Consider the following 16,939-nt stretch of genomic DNA (forward strand, 5'->3'; position numbering starts at 1 on the left):
ACTGACATTCATCGACACACTGTTGAGTTCTCAAAGAACACGCACACACCATCACTTCAACCAGGTTGAAAGCTCCGGGGCAAGGGTTACAATCTTAGCTTGTTCACTCCAGGGAAGCAAGTTCTCGCTGAGCGTGATTGTCTCCGACTTCGTCCAACCGCGTTTCCCCGGCCTGTCGGTCGGGGTTGGTGTCCGTGTCGCTCTGACTTGGACAAAGTTACGCGAATGAAAACTGAGCGTCAAACGTGCAGGTCGCAGATGTTCGACAGGTTAAATCCGCTGGTAGCCCGCCCGGAGGCGGGCCACCAGCGGCCACAGGAGCCCCGCTAGACAACTGTGACCCCACACACGTCAGTTTGGAAGGATTCTCACGCCGGCGAAGTTGCGCTTTCCGCGCCGGACGACCAACCAGCTGCCGTGAAGCAGATCGGATGCGGTGGGCTCCCAGTCGTCGGCCGACACCTTCTGGTTGTTCACCGAAGCACCGCCCTCTTTCACGGCGCGTCGAGCGGCCCCCTTGCTCTCGCACAAGCCGCTCGTCACGAGCAGATCGATGATCGTGCGCGGCTCCCCCGGCGCCAATTCGCTGACCGATGCTTCTTTCAGCGCCGCGGCTAGCGTCGACTCGTCGAGTTCCGCCAGCTCCGCCTTGCCGAACAACGCCTGACTGGCGAGCTCGACAGCACGGGTGTTGTGTTCCCCGTGAACCAAGGTCGTCATCTCCGCGGCAAGTCGCTTCTGCGCTTCTCGCGCATGCGGCCGCTCCGCTGTTGCAGTCTCCAGCTCCGCGAGTTCGTCCGCAGTCAGGAAGGTGAACCAGCGCAGGTACTTGATCACGTCGGCGTCGCCAGTGTTCACGAAGTACTGGTACCAGGCGTACGGGCTGGTCATCTCGGGGTCGAGCCACAAACTTCCGCCACCGGTCGACTTTCCGAACTTTTTGCCATCGGCCGAGGTCACCAGCGGAACCGTCATTGCATGAACGCTCTCACCGTCGACACGACGGTTGAGTTCGACGCCGGCAATGATGTTGCCCCACTGATCGGACCCGCCGACCTGCAGAGTGCAGCCGAGGTCGCGTCGCAGGTGCAGGTAGTCGTTGGCCTGGAGCAGCATGTAGCTGAACTCGGTGTACGACATCCCGTCCGACTCGAGACGACGCTTCACGGTGTCACGCGCAAGCATGACGTTCACGGAGAAGTGTTTGCCGACATCACGCAGGAAGTCGATGGCCGACATCTTGCCGGTCCAGTTCATGTTGTTCTCGATGACCGCGCTCGTCGGCGAATCGTCGAAATCCACGAATCGTTCGAGCTGACCACGGATGCGACCTGCCCAGTCCGCGACGGTATCGGCGGAGTTCATCGTCCGTTCCCCGACGTCACGGGGGTCTCCGATCAGGCCCGTTGCACCGCCGGCAAGAACGATCGGGCGGTTGCCGGCGCGCTGAAACCGCTTGAGCGCGAGGAGCGGAACCAGGTGACCTGCGTGCAGGCTCGGTCCTGTCGGGTCGAAGCCCGCATACAACGTGACCGGTCCGGCCTCGAGATCTTTACGCAAAGCGTCGAGATCGGTTGATTGGGCGATCAGCCCGCGCCAGGTCAGTTCGTCGAGAATATTCTCAGTCACGGACTCGATCATCCCATCTTCACGAAATGACCGGCGCTCGCGGGCTTCGGCGATACGCGGACACCGCTCGCGAGTCCGGAATCCACAGGCGCCACGGAACCTCCGCCGCGGTACTGACCCCCACCCGCGGTCCACTGACCCATTCCTTCGACTCCCCCAATTCGAGCCGAATCCGAGAGGCAGGGTTGAACACGTCTGTTCCGTTGTCCGCCAACGTGATTGCGACAGAAGCACCGAGATTACCCGGCCCTCTGGCCCATTGGTGAGACGGCCGGTCCGGCGATCTCCGAGCAGACACCACATCGTGACCGGCCTCGATTTCGGCCGCTCGGAGCAGAACACCACCCGCGACACCATCCGGGCCGTACGAGATGTTCATACAAAAGTGCATTCCATAGCTGCGGTAGACGTAGAGACGCCCCGCCCGCCCGAACATCACGCTGTTCCGCGGCGTTCTCCCCCGATACGAATGTGCTGCCGGATCCGGCCATGGCCCGTCCTTCTCCCCTCCGTACGCCTCGACCTCGACGATCCTCAGCGAGATGTCGTCGACGGTCAGGGTCGAGCCGAGAATTGTCAGGCCCGCTTCCAACGGGTTCTCCACATTTTCCAAGGTCTCGATGCTCACCCTTCGATTGTGCCCACGCCGTTGACTCATCGGTCGGCCGAGTCGCATAATTCAACAAGTGATGAATTATTGAAACGAGGCGAACCGTGACCACAACGCCGGCAATAGATATCCGCGGACTACGAGTCATTCGCGGCAAGCACGAAGTTCTTCACTCGCTTGACCTGCAGGTATCAGCAGGATCGATCACCGGACTGCTCGGCCCGTCCGGCTGCGGCAAGACAACCCTGATGCGCGCGATTGTCGGAACACAGATCGTCGAAAGTGGTGAGGTCAGAGTGCTGGGTGATCTCGCCGGTTCCGTTGCTCTTCGCCACCGGGTCGGATATGTCACCCAATCCCCCAGCGTGTACGGCGACCTGACGGTCACTCGAAACGTCCAGTACTTCGGCGCTCTATACGGCAAGTCCGGCGCCGACGTCGCAGCAGCGGTCGACGCCGTCGGATTGAGCCGATACGCCGACCAGACCGCCGCCGATCTGTCTGGTGGTCAACGCGGGCGAGTCTCGCTGGCTTGCGCGTTGGTGGCGTCACCTGATGTGTTGATCCTCGACGAACCGACCGTCGGCCTCGATCCGGTGCTTCGCGTCGAATTGTGGGAACGATTCGCTGACCTTGCTCGCAGCGGAACCACCCTGTTGGTCTCCAGCCACGTCATGGATGAGGCCGACCACTGCGCTGAGCTGATCCTGATGCGAGACGGGCACCTCCTCGCTCAACTCACACCCGATGAATTGCGCGCCAAAACCAGATGTGAACGGCTCGAGGACGCCTTTCTCGAGCTGATTCGGACTTCACCCGTCGGAGGCGAAATATCATGAGCATCAGGATCTTCGGTGCTACGACCGTACGCATTCTGCTTCAGCTCCGCCAAGATCACCGCACGGTGGCCATGATCTTGTTGGTCCCGTCGTTACTGATGATTCTGCTCTATTTCCTCTACCAAGACGTCCCGACGCCACCCGGCCAGGTTTCGCTCTTCCAACGAGTGGCGATCACGATGTTGGGAATCTTGCCGTTTGTCGTCATGTTCCTGGTCACGTCCATCGCGATGCAACGCGAACGCAGTTCAGGCACACTCGAACGCCTGCTCACCACACCGATGGGCAAACTCGACCTTCTCGCCGGATACGGGGCGGCATTTTCGCTCTCCGCCGCCGCTCAGGCAGCCCTCGCGTGCGCGGTTGCTTTCGGATTCCTCGGACTCACCATCGCCGGCAGTCTTGCCTGGGTCATCGTCATTGCAGTTCTCGGCGCAATACTGGGCGTTGCGCTAGGCCTGTTGGCCAGCGCATTCGCGAAGACCGAGTTCCAAGCGGTGCAATTCATGCCGGTAGTTGTGGTTCCACAGCTCTTCCTCTGCGGACTCCTGGTACCGCGCGACCAATTGCCGACCTGGCTCGAATGGATCAGCAACGTCCTCCCCTTGAGCTACGCCGTCGACGCACTTCAGCAAGTGTCGATGCATGCCGACGCGACGGGTCAGATGTGGCGTGATCTCGCCGTCATGGCGGGCTTCGCCGCCGCCGCACTCTCGCTGGCCGCGGCCACACTCGATCGCCGCACTCCATGACCGACAAGGACACGAGTCCTGCACCGATTCGTTCGGGGCGACGACCGGGCAAGTCGGAGACTCGCGCGCAGATCCTCGATTCGGCGCGACGGGCGTTCTCCCAGAACGGTTTTCGACGAACAACCGTTCGATCGATAGCTGCGGCCGCTGACGTCGATCCGGCTATGATTCATCACCATTTCGGGAGCAAGGAGCAGTTGTTCACCGCTGCGATCGCGCTACCGATCGATCCAGCAAAGGTACTGGGACCGGTTCACACCTCCCCGACCGAAAAACTCGGCGAAAGCCTTCTCCGGGCGGTGATCGGGCTATGGGATTCGGAACACCAGCCGGCGATTCTGGCGGCTTTTCGATCAGCCATTTCCGGCGACGGATCGCAGTTGATCCAGAGCTTTCTGCTCGATGTCGTATTGCGCGACATCATTCCGCGGGTGGACACACCACCTGGTACCGGCTTGATCAGAGCGGAATTGGTGGCATCTCAGATGGCCGGACTGCTTGTCACGCGATATGTGCTCGGACTCGAACCACTCGCATCATTGAGCGTTGACGCGTTGGTACCGCTGGTGGCGCCGAACCTCCAGCGGTACCTGACCGGTGAATTACCGATCTAGCCTTCAGCCCGCGCGAGCAACTTCTCGTGTTCGTCGTCCGCTACATCGCGTGCCTCGTCGATCAACAGAACGGGAATGCCGTTCTCGATCGGGTAGGCACGCCGCAGGCGCGGGTTGTAGAGCAACTCGTCCCCGACCAGCAGCAGCGGGCCTTTGTCCTGGGGGCAGGCCAAAATGCTGAGCAACGTCGAATCAATAGCCACGTGTGTCCTCTCGAACCGATCAAACAGAATGTCCTCAGGCTACCGTGCTCCGGTGCTCACCCTCGTCGGCATCAACTGCGCGGCAATTGCCTTGGTCAGCCGCTTGTACGACTGCGACTCGGAATCGAGGAACCAGGTCCGTGGCCCCGGCGCCGGCAATCCGGCCGCAGCCAAAGCAGTGGAGCTCGGACGGTACGACGAACCCACCGGGATCTCGTCAACCACCTGCACGATATCCGGACGAGCGTCGAAAGCGATGCGCGAGAGGGCCTCTGCAAGCTCGGCAGAACGGAACTGCCGCCCCGGACGCCAAGTCACGGCAGCGACCGCCAGCTGATGCGGCGCGTCACCGACTCCGTATGCGACGGCAAGATCCACCCGCGCCACACTCGACAACGCGTCGACGATCGGCTGGGTGAACACGGGACCGCGGAGCGTGGAAATGACCGTGTTCTTGTGGTCGATCAGCCAGTAGTCGCCGTCGGCGTCCCGGCGGAAGAGATTTTCGGTGGGAATCCACGAATCGCCGGCTTGGAAGAGACCTCGCATGGCTCCGCCCGAAAGATCGGCGGTGAATCCCGCGCGCCCGAGCAGCAATCCGACCTCGTCTTCGGCGCACTCACGGACAAATCCGTTTCCGTTCTCGAGGAGCCGACCACTCAGCGGGTCGTATGCCGCCAACCGCACCTGCGCGCTACCCGGCAGCGGGCGCCCCTTGGAACCAACTTTGGAGCCTGCAACATTGGCAAGAATCACGTCGCCTTCGGTCGACGCATAGAACTCGAGTACCTGCGCGGGGTCGAACGCCTCCGTTGTCCGCTTCCAGAGACCATGGGGCATGCCCGAACCGATGAACAGGCGGACCGGATGACTACCGTCGATGAGAAGAAGATCCTCGTCGAGTATCTCGCGCATCATCGACCACGTGTAACTCACGACCGTCACGCCGTAGCGGTGGATTTCCTCGACGAACCTCGCGGGGTTCAGTCCACGTGAGAGCGCAATGCGTGAGCCACCGGCCATGGCACCACCGATGGTCGCGAGCAGACTCGACGAATGATGGAGTGGCGCAAGGCAGTACACGGTGTCACCGCGATCGAGATCTGCCGCCGTGGCCGTGCCGAAGGCCGACAATGCCCACCGGTAGTTGGTGATCTGCTTGGCCTCGAGCACACCGCCGGATTCCGCAAAGATGATGAAGGCGAGTTCGCGGGCGACACCGGGATCCGGTCGGTACCACCCGGGCAGATTGACCTTCGTCGGATCGATTTGTTCGAGATCGATCACGTCGTGTGACGGATCCACCTCGAGGCCACGGGCATCGCCGCCGCCGAGCACCAGTACCGGCCGACCGGTAACCACTGCAGCATCGACGTTTTCCGGATCGGTGATGATCCGATCGACCGACCCCAGCTTGACCGCCGCCGTGATGTCGGAGCCTGGCGGAAGCATGACCGCGACGGCACCAAGTCGCGACAGGGCCGCGATGGCCGCGAGTGCGCTGGGGCGGGTCTCCATCAGGACACCGACATGCGCTGCCGGACGCACTCCCACGGAGATCAATCCACGCACGACATTGTCGATACGCGCGTTGACCGCTTCATAGGTGTGCACGCGATTGTCGAAGAGGAAGCACTCGCCGTTCGGCGCCTTTCGACGCTGCTCCGCCAGCAACTGGCTCAGCGAGATCTTGGTGTGCGGCTGAATCTGGTTGAGTCGAGCCAGACGTGGCAACGCTCGTGCCGCTTCTCCCGACAATTCGAAAGTGCCGCGCAACGCACCGGCGGCAAGGTCACTGATTCCCTTGGTGACTCCTGCACCTACTTCAGCGACCGAGGCGACGGTGTGGATGATCCGATTGCTGATCGACACACCGGTCTGGTCTTCGAGGTCGGCGCCGTAGACCATGTTCGCGATACGGTCCGGGAGGGGTCCACCCGTCTCGGTCCACTGTACGAATTCACCGGTGGTCGGCCAGGTGTGATTGGCCGCGGTGGAACCGACAACCAAACCGAAATGGCCTGCACGCAAGGTAGATTCGTAGACCTTCGCCCGCGGAGCGGCTTGACTGATGCCTCGAACCGCTTGCGGCTGGCCGATGTCGTCGACCTCGCCGACGAATGCCAGGATGGGGCAGGTGATCTCGGCGAGCGAGACCAATTGATCCTTGATGACGAACCCACCGGTCATCATTCGGTTGTGCACGATGAACTGCTTGAGCAGTTCGGCTACCGCGGGCCCCGACCACGCGACCCAACCCTCGGTCGCGAGGAAGCGTCGTTGCTGCTCCCGCGGAAGCAACGCCTCCCGGTCGTGCAGTTGAAGCAGAAAGTCGACGCGCATCTTCAGCGTCTTCACGGGATCGAGCAACTGGAACCCGGTACGGGCCATCCACCCGGTGACCGCCAGGCGATTGAAGACGTGATCGGCGAGGAAATCTGCACCCTTGGTTGCCAATCCCGCCGGGATGCCGAAGGGTAGCGCGGCGAGTGTGTCGACCGGACTGCCGAAGGTGATGACGCTGGCGATGTTTCGACTACGCCGATAGGCGGCAGCCTGATAGGCGAACATGCCACCCTGCGAATAACCGGAGATGTGAACATCTTTTCCGGTGTGACGGTGGATGTGATCGACGATGTCGCTGAGAGCGATGATGTGATCGGCGAGGTTACGATCCCAACCGCCCTCTTCGGAGTCGGGCGAACCGAAATCGACGACCCAGGGATCAAGGCCCATCTCGTGCAGAATTCCCACAGCGCCCTGGTCACGGGTCACGTCGTACACGTTCGCCGACATCATCATCGGCGGGATCAGCAAGATCGGTGCGCCGACGGTTTCCGGGTCACTGTCCGGGAAGTAGCGCCGTAGCCGATACATCGCTGCGCGTTCGACGATCTCGAACGGCGACGTGGTCGCATCCGTTTCCAGCCCACCCAACCGGACGACCTCGAGGCCGTTTTGTGCTGTCGCAACCACCCGACGAATCGGGCCCAGCACAGACTTGGAATTCAATCCCACCATTTCACTCCCAAGTTACTCACCATGTGACGTCAGTCTCATTTTTCCCGCGCGCGACAAGCCTACTGACGACGAATACGCGTACGCGGTCAGGGAGCAAATTCTGCTACCTGACCGCGTACGATCGAAGGACTACTGCCGAAAAGAGAGCGACAACACTCGTGACCGCGAGGTCACAGGGTCCATTCCCGCAGTGACTGCGCCACTGCTTTGACTCCGTCCAGCTGCTCGGCAACCCGCACCCCCGCAGTGCCGCCTCGCGCGTTGCGCGAAGCAATGGAACCCTCGACTGTCAGCACCTCACGAACAGCGGGTGTCAGCGCGCTGTCGACGCCGGCCAGCTCCTCGTCGGTGAGATCTTCGAGTCCGACTCCTCGTGCTTCGGCGACACGCACACACGCTCCGGCTGCCTCGTGGGCAACCCGGAACGGCACGCCCTGACGCACCATCCACTCCGCGATGTCGGTGGCCAACGTGAACCCTGCCGGAGCTAGTTCCGCCATGCGCTCGGTGTGGAACTCGAGCGTCTGCACCAGACCGGTGATGGCCGGGAGCAGCATCTCAAGCTGCGCAACCGAGTCGAAAACCGGTTCCTTGTCCTCTTGCAGATCGCGGTTGTACGCCAGCGGCTGAGCCTTGAGCGTCGCCAACAATCCGGTCAGGTTGCCGATCAAACGACCCGACTTACCGCGCGTCAGTTCCGAGACATCCGGATTCTTCTTCTGCGGCATGATCGACGATCCCGTCGACCACGCGTCGGCAAGCGTGATGTAGCCGAACTCCGGTGTGCTCCAGATGATGATCTCTTCCGCCATGCGGGAGAGGTCGACACCGATCATCGCAAGCACGAACGCTGCCTCGGCCGCAAAATCACGCGAAGCGGTTGCGTCGATCGAGTTCTCGGCCGAGCTGTCGAACTTCAATTCCGCTGCAATGGCTTCGGGGTCGAGACCGAGCGAGGAACCGGCGAGTGCACCGGAACCGTACGGGGACACCGCAGCTCGCACGTCGAAGTCGCGAAGGCGCTGCACGTCCCGCAACAGTGGATGTGCGTGAGCGAGCAGGTGATGCGCCAACAGGACCGGCTGAGCCGCCTGCAGGTGCGTCTTGCCCGGCATCACGGCATCCGGATGGGCCCCGGCCTGAGTCGCCAATGCGTCGACCACGTCGAGAACTCCGGTGGAGATGCGGCGGACCGCATCGCGAAGCCACATGCGGAACAGCGTGGCCACCTGGTCGTTTCGCGAACGTCCAGCACGCAGGCGCCCACCGACCTCAGGCCCGACACGCTCGATCAGACCGCGCTCGAGTGCGCCGTGTACGTCCTCGTCCGACTCGCTGGGCCCGAAGGCGCCACTGGCAACATCTGCCGCCAGGCGGTCGAGACCGTCGAGCATTGTCACGAGGTCGGCTTCGCTGAGCAGGCCTGCCTTGTTCAGCACACGCGCATGCGCCTGCGACGCCCGCACGTCGTACGGAGCGAGGACCCAGTCGAAGTGAGTCGACTTGCTCAGCGCCGCCATGGCAGCGGCCGGTCCGGACTCGAACCGCCCGCCCCACAGCGCACCTTCGTTGGTGCCGTGTTTTTGAGCGTCTCCGTCACCGTGAGCCGTCATGGCTCAGAGTCCCAGATCGCGCTTCGCGGCGACCTTCGACGACAGACCGTGGATCTCGACGAAGCCCTTCGATGCGGACTGGTCGAAGCTGTCGCCCTCGTCGTACGTCGCGAGGTTGAAGTCGTAGAGCGACTCCGGGCTGCGACGACCGTTGACGGTGATGGCTCCACCGTGCAGGAAGAGACGGATGTCGCCGGTAACGCGTTCCTGCGTCTTGTTGACGAACGTGTCCAGTGCGTCCTTGAGGGGCGAGAACCAGAGGCCGTCGTAGACCAGCTCGGACCAACGCTGCTCCATCTGACGTTTGTAGCGACCGAGTTCGCGTTCGAGGGTGACGTGCTCGAGTTCCTGGTGTGCGGTGATGAGAACCATGGCGCCGGGAGCTTCGTAGATCTCACGGCTCTTGATGCCCACGAGACGGTCCTCGACGACGTCGAGACGGCCGACGCCCTGAGCGCCTGCGCGCTTGTTCAGTTCCTGAATGGCTTCGAGAACCGACACCGGGCGGCCGTCGATGGCGACCGGGCGGCCCTTGTCGAAGCTGATGATGAGCTCGTCGGGTGCGTTCCAGTTGACCGTCGGGTCCTGGGTGTAGTCGTAGACGTCCTTCGTCGGCGCGTTCCACAGATCCTCGAGGAATCCGGTCTCGACGGCGCGGCCCCAGACGTTCTGGTCGATCGAGAACGGCGACTTCTTGGAGACGTTGATCGGGATGTTGTTCTCTTCGGCGAAGGCGATGGCCTTCTCGCGGGTCCAGGCGTAGTCGCGGACCGGTGCGATGACCTGCAGGTCGGGTGCGAGGGCGCCGAATCCGACCTCGAAGCGAACCTGGTCGTTGCCCTTACCGGTGCAACCGTGCGAGACGATGGTGCCGCCGTGCGAGCGTGCAGCTTCGACGATGTGCTTGACGATCAGCGGACGGCTGATGGCCGAGACGAGCGGGTAGCGGTCCATGTACAGGGCGTTGGCCGCGATGGTCGGCAGGCAGTATTCGTCCGCGAACTCGTCGCGGGCGTCGACGACAACGGATTCGACTGCGCCGCAGTCGATCGCGCGCTGACGCACGACCTCCATGTCCTCGCCACCCTGCCCCAGATCGATGGCGACGGCGACAACTTCAGCGCCCGTCTCCTTACCGATCCAACTGATGGCAACAGAAGTGTCCAGCCCGCCCGAGTAGGCGAGTACGACGCGATCGGCCATGGTTTTTGTGCTCCTTCGGTTGAAAATCTCTATCAAAGAATAAGGGGTCAGGCGAGCGATTCGATCATGGCCGCGAGTTCCGCTCCGGAAAGCGGTTCCCGGGCCACTACGAAGATGGTGTCATCTCCGGCGATCGTGCCCACGATGTCCGGCATCGAGGACCGATCCAGTGCGCTCGCGAGGTAGTGCGCGGCCCCCGGCGGTGTCCGGAGGATCGCCATGTTGCCGCTGAAATCGGTGGAGACCAACAACTCACCCAACAGCCGTGAGAGGCGGTCGGTACCGCCGGCCACACCGCGTACCGGGTTCCCGTCCTCCGGCACCACGTAAACACCGGCGCCGCCGTCGGCGGCACGCAGTTTCACCGCTCCCAGCTCTTCGAGGTCACGCGAGAGCGTCGCCTGCGTTGCTTCGATGCCCTCGGCACCGAGCAGGGCCGCCAGCTCCGTCTGACTTCGGACAGGGTGAGCCGCCAGAAGCGCGATGATGCGCGACTGGCGACCAGCCCGAGTGGGAGCGACGCTCACGCCGGGTCCAGTTGGGTTCGCTGTTCCAGCAGCCACACGAGCAATGCCTTCTGGGCGTGCAGACGGTTCTCCGCCTCGTCCCAGACAACACTCTGCGGCCCGTCGAGAACCTCGTCGGTGACTTCTTCGCCGCGATGCGCGGGCAGGCAGTGCAGGACGACGGCCTTCGGATCTGCCTTTGCGAGCAGCTCCTTGTTGATCTGGAACGGACGGAAAGGTCCGACCCGATCGAGTCCGTCGTTCTCCTGACCCATCGAGGTCCAGGTATCGGTGACCAACGCGTCGGCACCGTCGACGCCGGCCTGCGGGTCCTGCGTCAGCGTAATGGTCGCGCCGGTTTCCTCGGCGCGTTTGCGTGCTGCTGCCACTACCCAGTCCGCCGGTTCGAAGCCCGCGGGGCTGGCAATGGTGACGTCTATGCCTGCGGTCACTCCGCCGAGCATCAGCGAGTGAGCCATGTTGTTGGCGCCGTCGCCCAGGTAGGTCAGCTTCAGCCCCTTGAGCTCACCCTTCTGTTCGATCAGCGTTTGCAGATCGGCCAGAACCTGACAGGGATGAAATTCGTCGGACAATGCATTGACGATGGGAATCGTTGCGCCCGTAGCCATTTGCTCCAGGCGCTTCTGGCCGAACGTGCGCCACACGACGGCATCGACGTAGCGGGAGAGAACGCGTCCGGTGTCCGCCAAGGTCTCTTCACGACCGAGTTGAGTGCTGCGCCCGTCTACGACGACAGCGTGGCCGCCCATCTGTGCGATGCCCATCTCGAACGAGAAACGTGTACGCGTCGAGTTCTTCTCGAAGATGACACCGACTCCGCGGGGACCCTCGAGCGGACGCCGAGCGAACGGGTCCTTCTTGAGAATCGCTGCGAGTTCGAGAACTTCGGCCTGCTGCGCAGGAGTCAGATCGTCGTCCCTGAGAAAGTGTTTCACCACGGTAGTCACTTCTCCCCCGGCTGGTCAGCCGATAGTGCGCTGTCGAAGATGGCAGGTAGTGCTGCCACGAAGGTTTCGGCCTGCTCGTCCGTGAGGATGAGCGGCGGCGCCAACCGGATCACTCCGGGTTGCGCTGCATTCACAAGGTACCCGGCTTCGCGCGCTGCGTTTTCCACCGCCGGCGCGACGTCCTCGGTCAGCACGACACCCAGCAACAGTCCTGATCCCCGTACGTAGTCGACCAACGGATGGCCTAGATCTTCGATGCCCGCCGAGATGGATTTACCCAAACTGTCGGCGCGTGAGATCAGGTCTTCCGCTGCAATGGTTTTCAGCACGGCAAGTGCCGCCGCAGCACACACCGGATTGCCACCGAACGTCGTACCGTGCTTACCCGGTCCGAACAACTCGGCCGTTGCCCCGGTCGCGATGCAGGCGCCGATCGGCATTCCGCCACCGAGTCCCTTCGCGAGGGTGATGACGTCCGGCACGATGCCGACTGCCTGATGGGCGTAGAACCAGCCGGTCCGGCCGATGCCGGTCTGCACTTCGTCGAGCACGAGAAGTGCACCGCGCTCGGCGGTGATCCGCCGAGCCTCGACGAGGTATCCCTCGGGTGGCACCACGACGCCGCCCTCACCCATGATCGGTTCGAGGAACACAGCGGCGGTGTCGGAATCGACGGCCTGCTCGAGTGCCTCGACGTCGCCGTACGGCACGAACTCGACACCGGCGGGCATCGGTTCGAACGGCGCCCGCTTGGCCGGCTGACCCGTCAGAGCGAGTGCGCCCATCGTGCGACCGTGGAAGGAGCCTTCGGCTGCGATGATCTTCTTCCGGCCGGTGGCGCGAGCGAGCTTGAAGGCAGCCTCGTTCGCCTCGGTACCGGAGTTGCAGAAGAACGCGCGCCCGGTGACGTTGCCGAGATGAGCGAGCAACTGCTCCGCCAACTCGACGACCGGCTCGCTGGCGTACAGGTTGGACACGTGGCCGAGTGTCGACAACTGAGTAGTGACGGCTTCGACGACGGCCGGATGTCCGTGTCCGAGGATGTTGACGGCGATTCCGGCCAGGAAGTCGACGTACTGCTTGCCGTCGGCGTCGGTGAGTACGGCGCCGTCACCGCGGACGAGAGCAACCCGGGGTACGCCGTAATTGTTCATCAGCGAAGCGGACCACCGCTGCTGCAGATCGATCGTGCTCATGAGCTAGCTCCCTGCTGGGGACCGGCGACGGAGGGACCCGGCACGACCATCGTGCCGATTCCTTCACCGGTGAAAAGTTCGAGTAGGACTGAATGTTCGAGCCGACCGTCGATCACGTGCGCCGACGGCACACCTCCGCGCACCGCGCGAAGGCAGGCCTCCATCTTGGGCACCATGCCGGCGTCGAGACTCGGCAACAACTGGGCCAGGGCGTCGGTGTCGATCTCGGTGGCCAGCGAGGCTCGGTCCGGCCAATCGGTGTACAGGCCCTCGACGTCGGTGAGGACAACGAGCTTCTCGGCACCGATCGCCTCGGCCAGTGCTGCAGCAGCGGTATCGGCGTTGATGTTGTGGACGACACCGTCGGCGTCGGGTGCGATGGTCGAGACGACCGGAATACGTCCTGCCGCAATGAGATCGAGTACCGCGTCTGGGTTCACGGTGGTGACGTCCCCGACCAGTCCGATGTCGGTCTGCTCCCCCTCGACCGCAACAGTGCGTCGAGTAGCGGTGAACAGGTGCGCATCTTCACCGGAGATACCGACCGCGTAAGGACCGTGCGCGTTGATCAAGCCGACGAGTTCACGGCCGACCTGACCGAAAAGCACCATCCGCACGACGTCCATCACCTCGGGCGTCGTCACCCGGAAACCACCGCGGAACTCACCCTTCATGCCAAGGCGTGCCAGCATCGCGTTGATCTGCGGGCCACCGCCGTGCACGACGACGGGATGGATGCCGACAGTCCGCAGGAACGCCATGTCGGCGGCAAATGCCGTTTTGAGCGTCTCGTCGATCATGGCGTTTCCGCCGTACTTGACCACGACCACCTTGTCTCGGAATCGCTGCAGCCACGGCAGCGCGTCGGCGAGGACATGCGCCTTCTGATGCTCGCTGATCACGGGATACGTCTCGGTCATGACGAATACGCCGAGTTCTCTTCGACGTAAGCATGCGAGAGGTCCGTGGTGCGAATGCTCACGGACTCGTTGCCGATTCCCAGATCGATGTCGAGTTCGATGTCGATCCCACTCAGGTCCACCTCACGCGCCCCCGGAGCACCGACGCCGTCGATGCAGACGGGACTCCCGTTGAAGGACACACTGATTCGATCGGGATCGAGCTCGATGGGAGCGATACCCACTGCGGCGAGAACGCGACCCCAATTGGGATCGGAACCGAAAAGCGCTGTCTTGACCAGGCTGTCGCGGGCGATGGTCCGGGCGCCGATCAACGCATCGGACTCGGACGCCGCGCCGCGAACCGTCACCTTGACCCGCTTGGTGACACCCTCGGCGTCTGCCATCAACTGATCCGCGAGATCATCACACACGGCCAGCACTGCGGCGTTCAGTTCGTCCTGCGTCGGCGTGACACCGCTGGCACCGGAGGCCAACAGGAGCACTGTGTCGTTGGTGGACGTGGCGCCGTCGACGTCGAGGCGATCGAAGCTCAGGTGGGTGGCGGCGCGCAGAGCGGTATCGAGCTGATCCGCCGTTGCGACAGCATCGGTCGTGACGACGCACAGCATGGTGGCCAGTGCAGGCGCGAGCATGCCTGCGCCCTTGGCCATTCCGCCGACGTTCCATTTGTTCGCGTGGTGCAGCGACGCCTGCTTCGGCACGGTATCGGTGGTCATGATCGCGTATGCCGCGTCGGTGCCTCCGGAGATTCCGCCGGCCAGTTCGTGCACCACCTCGGTGACACCGGGGATCAGCTTGTCCATGGGCAAGCGGTCACCGATAAGTCCGGTCGAACAGACAGCGACCTCGATCGCGCCCGTCTCGGTGCCCCAATTACTCAGTGCCGAAGCAACTTCCTCGGCAGTCTTGTGTGCATCCTGGAATCCACCCGCGCCCGTGCAGGCGTTCGCGCCGCCCGAGTTGAGCACCACCGCGCGCAGCTTGCCCGTCGTCAGGACCTGCTGAGACCAGAGCACCGGAGCTGCCTTGACCTTGTTCAGGGTGAAGACGCCGGCAGCGGCCAGATCGGGTCCCTCGTTGAGCACCAATGCGAGGTCCGACTTGCCACTCTTCTTGATACCGGCAGCAATTCCGGCACCGCGGAATCCGGCAGGTGCGGTGACGCCCTGCGTGCGGAGCAGACGTCCCCCGGCGACGTGAACCACGTCTGCAACGGTCGCGTCAGGCTCGATTGCGTTGTCGATCTGCTGCGGATTGTCGGTGCTCACGGAGCTACTCCCACGGTAGAGAGACCTGCGGTCTCGGGTAGGCCAAGGGCGAGATTCATCGATTGCACCGCGCCACCGGCGGTGCCCTTGGTGAGATTGTCGATTGCCGAGATGACAACGAGCTGACCGGCGTCGGCGTCAACGGTGACCCCGATCTGCACGGCATTGGATCCGATCACGGCACCGGTCTGCGGGAAGACTCCGGCAGGCAGCACGTGGATGAACGGCTCGTCGTTGTATGCCTTTTCGTAGATTTCGCGCGCTTGCTCTTCGGTGGCCGTGGTGGCTGCCGTGCAGGTCGCGAGGATGCCGCGCGGCATGGGCGCGAGGACCGGAGTGAAGGAGACACTGATGTCCTTGCCGCCTGCGGCCGAGAGATTCTGAATGATCTCGGGGGTGTGGCGATGGACACCGCCGACGCCGTACGCACGGACGGAGCCCATGACCTCGGAACCCAGCAGATCAGCCTTCGGTGCCCGGCCGGCGCCCGAAGTGCCACTGACCGCAACCACGTTCACGTGTGAGTCCACGATCCCCGCGGCAACGGCGGGGGCCAGCGCGAGGCTCGCTGCCGTCGGGTAGCAGCCCGGAACAGCGATGCGGGTTGCGCCTACCAATTTCTCACGGGCACCGGGCAATTCAGGAAGACCGTATGGCCAGGTACCGGCATGAGTGCTCTTGTAGTACTTCTCCCAGGCTGCGGGATCCTGCAGCCGGAAGTCCGCGCCGCAGTCGATGATGACCGTCGACTCGGGCAGCAACTTGGCGTACTGAGCCGAATTTCCGTGTGGGAGACCGAGGAAGACGACGTCGTGACCCGAGAGGATTTCGACAGTGGTCTCTTCGAGTACCCGCGAAGAGAGTGGAAGCAAGTGCGGATGATGCTCACCGAGCGTCGAACCGGCGTTGCCACCGGCGGTCAGCGAACCGATCACCAGACTGCCGTCGGCATAGGAGGGGTGCCCGAGGAGCAGACGCAGAACCTCACCACCGGCGTACCCACTGGCGCCGGCAACGGCGACTCTGATCGGCTTGCGTGCGTTCTCGGTCGTACCACCTTCAGTCATGTCACACAGTATGCATCATTGTGCATCGGAATGCATAATTACTTACCCATGGATCGCCGGATCTCCTCGAGCTTGGCCTTTGCGGCCTTCTGGCGCTCGTCCCACTGCTCGTCGACGGACTTTCCGGCAGGACTCTCGTGCGCCAGTTCGGACGAACCTATTGAAGTACCGAAGCGCCCCTCTATCTTCTCCCGAACGCGGTCGAAAGTGGGCACTCCGCCTTCGGTGTAGTCGGGTTCGGGAATTCTCGGATCGGTCGCAAGTACCACCGGGACGTCGATGATCTCGTCGACCTCCACAACGGTGTCGGGCAGTTCGACTTCTTCGGCGTCGGTGATCTCGTTCTCGTCCTCGACGCGGTTCGGCTCGAGGCTCGCGGCAGCGGTGTCCACCACGGAAAGAAGGACCGACAAACTCGGACGACGCTCGACCACTGCGCGGACGACCGCGAGGAAGTCCTTGTCGTCGAGTGCACTGGCGGCCTCGACTACCTGGTGCACGGAACCATCGTGCTCGGACCCATCATG

At 63.0% G+C, this 16,939-nt stretch carries 16 protein-coding genes; 3 read left to right on the forward strand and 13 right to left on the reverse strand.

Going from position 1 to position 16,939, the window contains the following annotated elements; genetic code table 11:
* Positions 1–351 precede the first annotated feature (351 nt).
* Both tyrS and M1L53_RS24710 read right to left on the reverse strand, forming a co-directional pair.
* Complete coding sequence (tyrS, locus tag M1L53_RS24705) at positions 352–1,629, reverse strand: tyrosine--tRNA ligase (protein ID WP_007736194.1); 1,278 nt, start codon at positions 1,627–1,629, stop codon at positions 352–354.
* A 19-nt stretch (positions 1,630–1,648) separates the two neighbouring features.
* On the reverse strand, positions 1,649–2,257 hold the full coding sequence (locus M1L53_RS24710) for a DNA-3-methyladenine glycosylase (RefSeq protein WP_003944023.1): 609 nt from the start codon (positions 2,255–2,257) through the stop codon (positions 1,649–1,651).
* A gap of 86 nt (positions 2,258–2,343) precedes the next feature.
* Between M1L53_RS24710 and M1L53_RS24715 the strand changes: the two genes are divergently transcribed.
* From M1L53_RS24715 to M1L53_RS24725, 3 genes are read left to right on the forward strand one after another with little or no spacing between them, the layout of a single operon-like run.
* Entirely contained in the window at positions 2,344–3,078 is a 735-nt protein-coding gene (locus M1L53_RS24715; RefSeq protein WP_021334043.1) for an ABC transporter ATP-binding protein, read from the forward strand.
* Positions 3,075–3,830 carry an ABC transporter permease gene (locus M1L53_RS24720; RefSeq protein WP_003944033.1) on the forward strand — a complete coding sequence of 252 codons (756 nt, stop codon included), beginning with the start codon at positions 3,075–3,077 and terminating at the stop codon, positions 3,828–3,830. Before M1L53_RS24715 ends, M1L53_RS24720 begins: the two co-directional genes overlap by 4 nt.
* Positions 3,827–4,444 carry a TetR family transcriptional regulator gene (locus M1L53_RS24725; protein ID WP_054187398.1) on the forward strand — a complete coding sequence of 206 codons (618 nt, stop codon included), beginning with the start codon at positions 3,827–3,829 and terminating at the stop codon, positions 4,442–4,444. The genes M1L53_RS24720 and M1L53_RS24725 overlap by 4 nt, the downstream gene beginning before the upstream one ends.
* Here M1L53_RS24725 and M1L53_RS24730 read toward each other — a convergent pair.
* The 11 genes from M1L53_RS24730 to M1L53_RS24780 form a co-directional block, all read right to left on the reverse strand.
* Positions 4,441–4,647, reverse strand: a complete 207-nt coding sequence (locus M1L53_RS24730) for a Trm112 family protein (RefSeq protein ID WP_003944045.1) — start codon at positions 4,645–4,647, stop codon at positions 4,441–4,443. The two genes, M1L53_RS24725 and M1L53_RS24730, sit on opposite strands and share 4 nt — an antisense overlap.
* 39 nt (positions 4,648–4,686) lie before the next feature.
* Complete coding sequence (locus M1L53_RS24735; RefSeq protein WP_054187399.1) at positions 4,687–7,668, reverse strand: acyl-CoA synthetase; 2,982 nt, start codon at positions 7,666–7,668, stop codon at positions 4,687–4,689.
* A 170-nt stretch (positions 7,669–7,838) separates the two neighbouring features.
* Complete coding sequence (argH, locus tag M1L53_RS24740; RefSeq protein WP_003944092.1) at positions 7,839–9,281, reverse strand: argininosuccinate lyase; 1,443 nt, start codon at positions 9,279–9,281, stop codon at positions 7,839–7,841.
* Positions 9,282–9,284: 3 nt separating this feature from the next.
* Positions 9,285–10,484, reverse strand: coding sequence for an argininosuccinate synthase (locus M1L53_RS24745; RefSeq protein ID WP_007736221.1), 1,200 nt, complete (start codon positions 10,482–10,484; stop codon positions 9,285–9,287).
* Between the two features lie 47 nt (positions 10,485–10,531).
* On the reverse strand, positions 10,532–11,011 hold the full coding sequence (locus M1L53_RS24750; protein ID WP_007736224.1) for an arginine repressor: 480 nt from the start codon (positions 11,009–11,011) through the stop codon (positions 10,532–10,534).
* Positions 11,008–11,958 (reverse strand): ornithine carbamoyltransferase, encoded by a 951-nt coding sequence (argF, locus tag M1L53_RS24755; RefSeq protein WP_054187400.1) that lies wholly within the window; start codon positions 11,956–11,958, stop codon positions 11,008–11,010. Before argF ends, M1L53_RS24750 begins: the two co-directional genes overlap by 4 nt.
* Positions 11,955–13,154: an acetylornithine transaminase gene (locus tag M1L53_RS24760; RefSeq protein WP_007736227.1), complete on the reverse strand. Its 1,200-nt coding sequence runs from the start codon at positions 13,152–13,154 to the stop codon at positions 11,955–11,957. The genes argF and M1L53_RS24760 overlap by 4 nt, the downstream gene beginning before the upstream one ends.
* A complete protein-coding gene (gene argB, locus M1L53_RS24765; protein ID WP_054187401.1) occupies positions 13,151–14,074 on the reverse strand; it encodes an acetylglutamate kinase in 924 nt (307 codons plus the stop codon). Before argB ends, M1L53_RS24760 begins: the two co-directional genes overlap by 4 nt.
* Positions 14,071–15,309, reverse strand: a complete 1,239-nt coding sequence (gene argJ / locus M1L53_RS24770) for a bifunctional glutamate N-acetyltransferase/amino-acid acetyltransferase ArgJ (protein ID WP_050656537.1) — start codon at positions 15,307–15,309, stop codon at positions 14,071–14,073. Before argJ ends, argB begins: the two co-directional genes overlap by 4 nt.
* Positions 15,310–15,341: 32 nt before the next feature.
* Positions 15,342–16,412, reverse strand: a complete 1,071-nt coding sequence (gene argC / locus M1L53_RS24775) for an N-acetyl-gamma-glutamyl-phosphate reductase (protein WP_019748609.1) — start codon at positions 16,410–16,412, stop codon at positions 15,342–15,344.
* Between the two features lie 38 nt (positions 16,413–16,450).
* Positions 16,451–16,912, reverse strand: coding sequence for a hypothetical protein (locus M1L53_RS24780; protein ID WP_054187435.1), 462 nt, complete (start codon positions 16,910–16,912; stop codon positions 16,451–16,453).
* Positions 16,913–16,939 lie beyond the last annotated feature (27 nt).

Source organism: Rhodococcus sp. T9N, assembly GCF_024436645.1.
In the GTDB taxonomy this organism is placed as follows: Bacteria; Actinomycetota; Actinomycetes; order Mycobacteriales; family Mycobacteriaceae; genus Rhodococcus_F; species Rhodococcus_F qingshengii.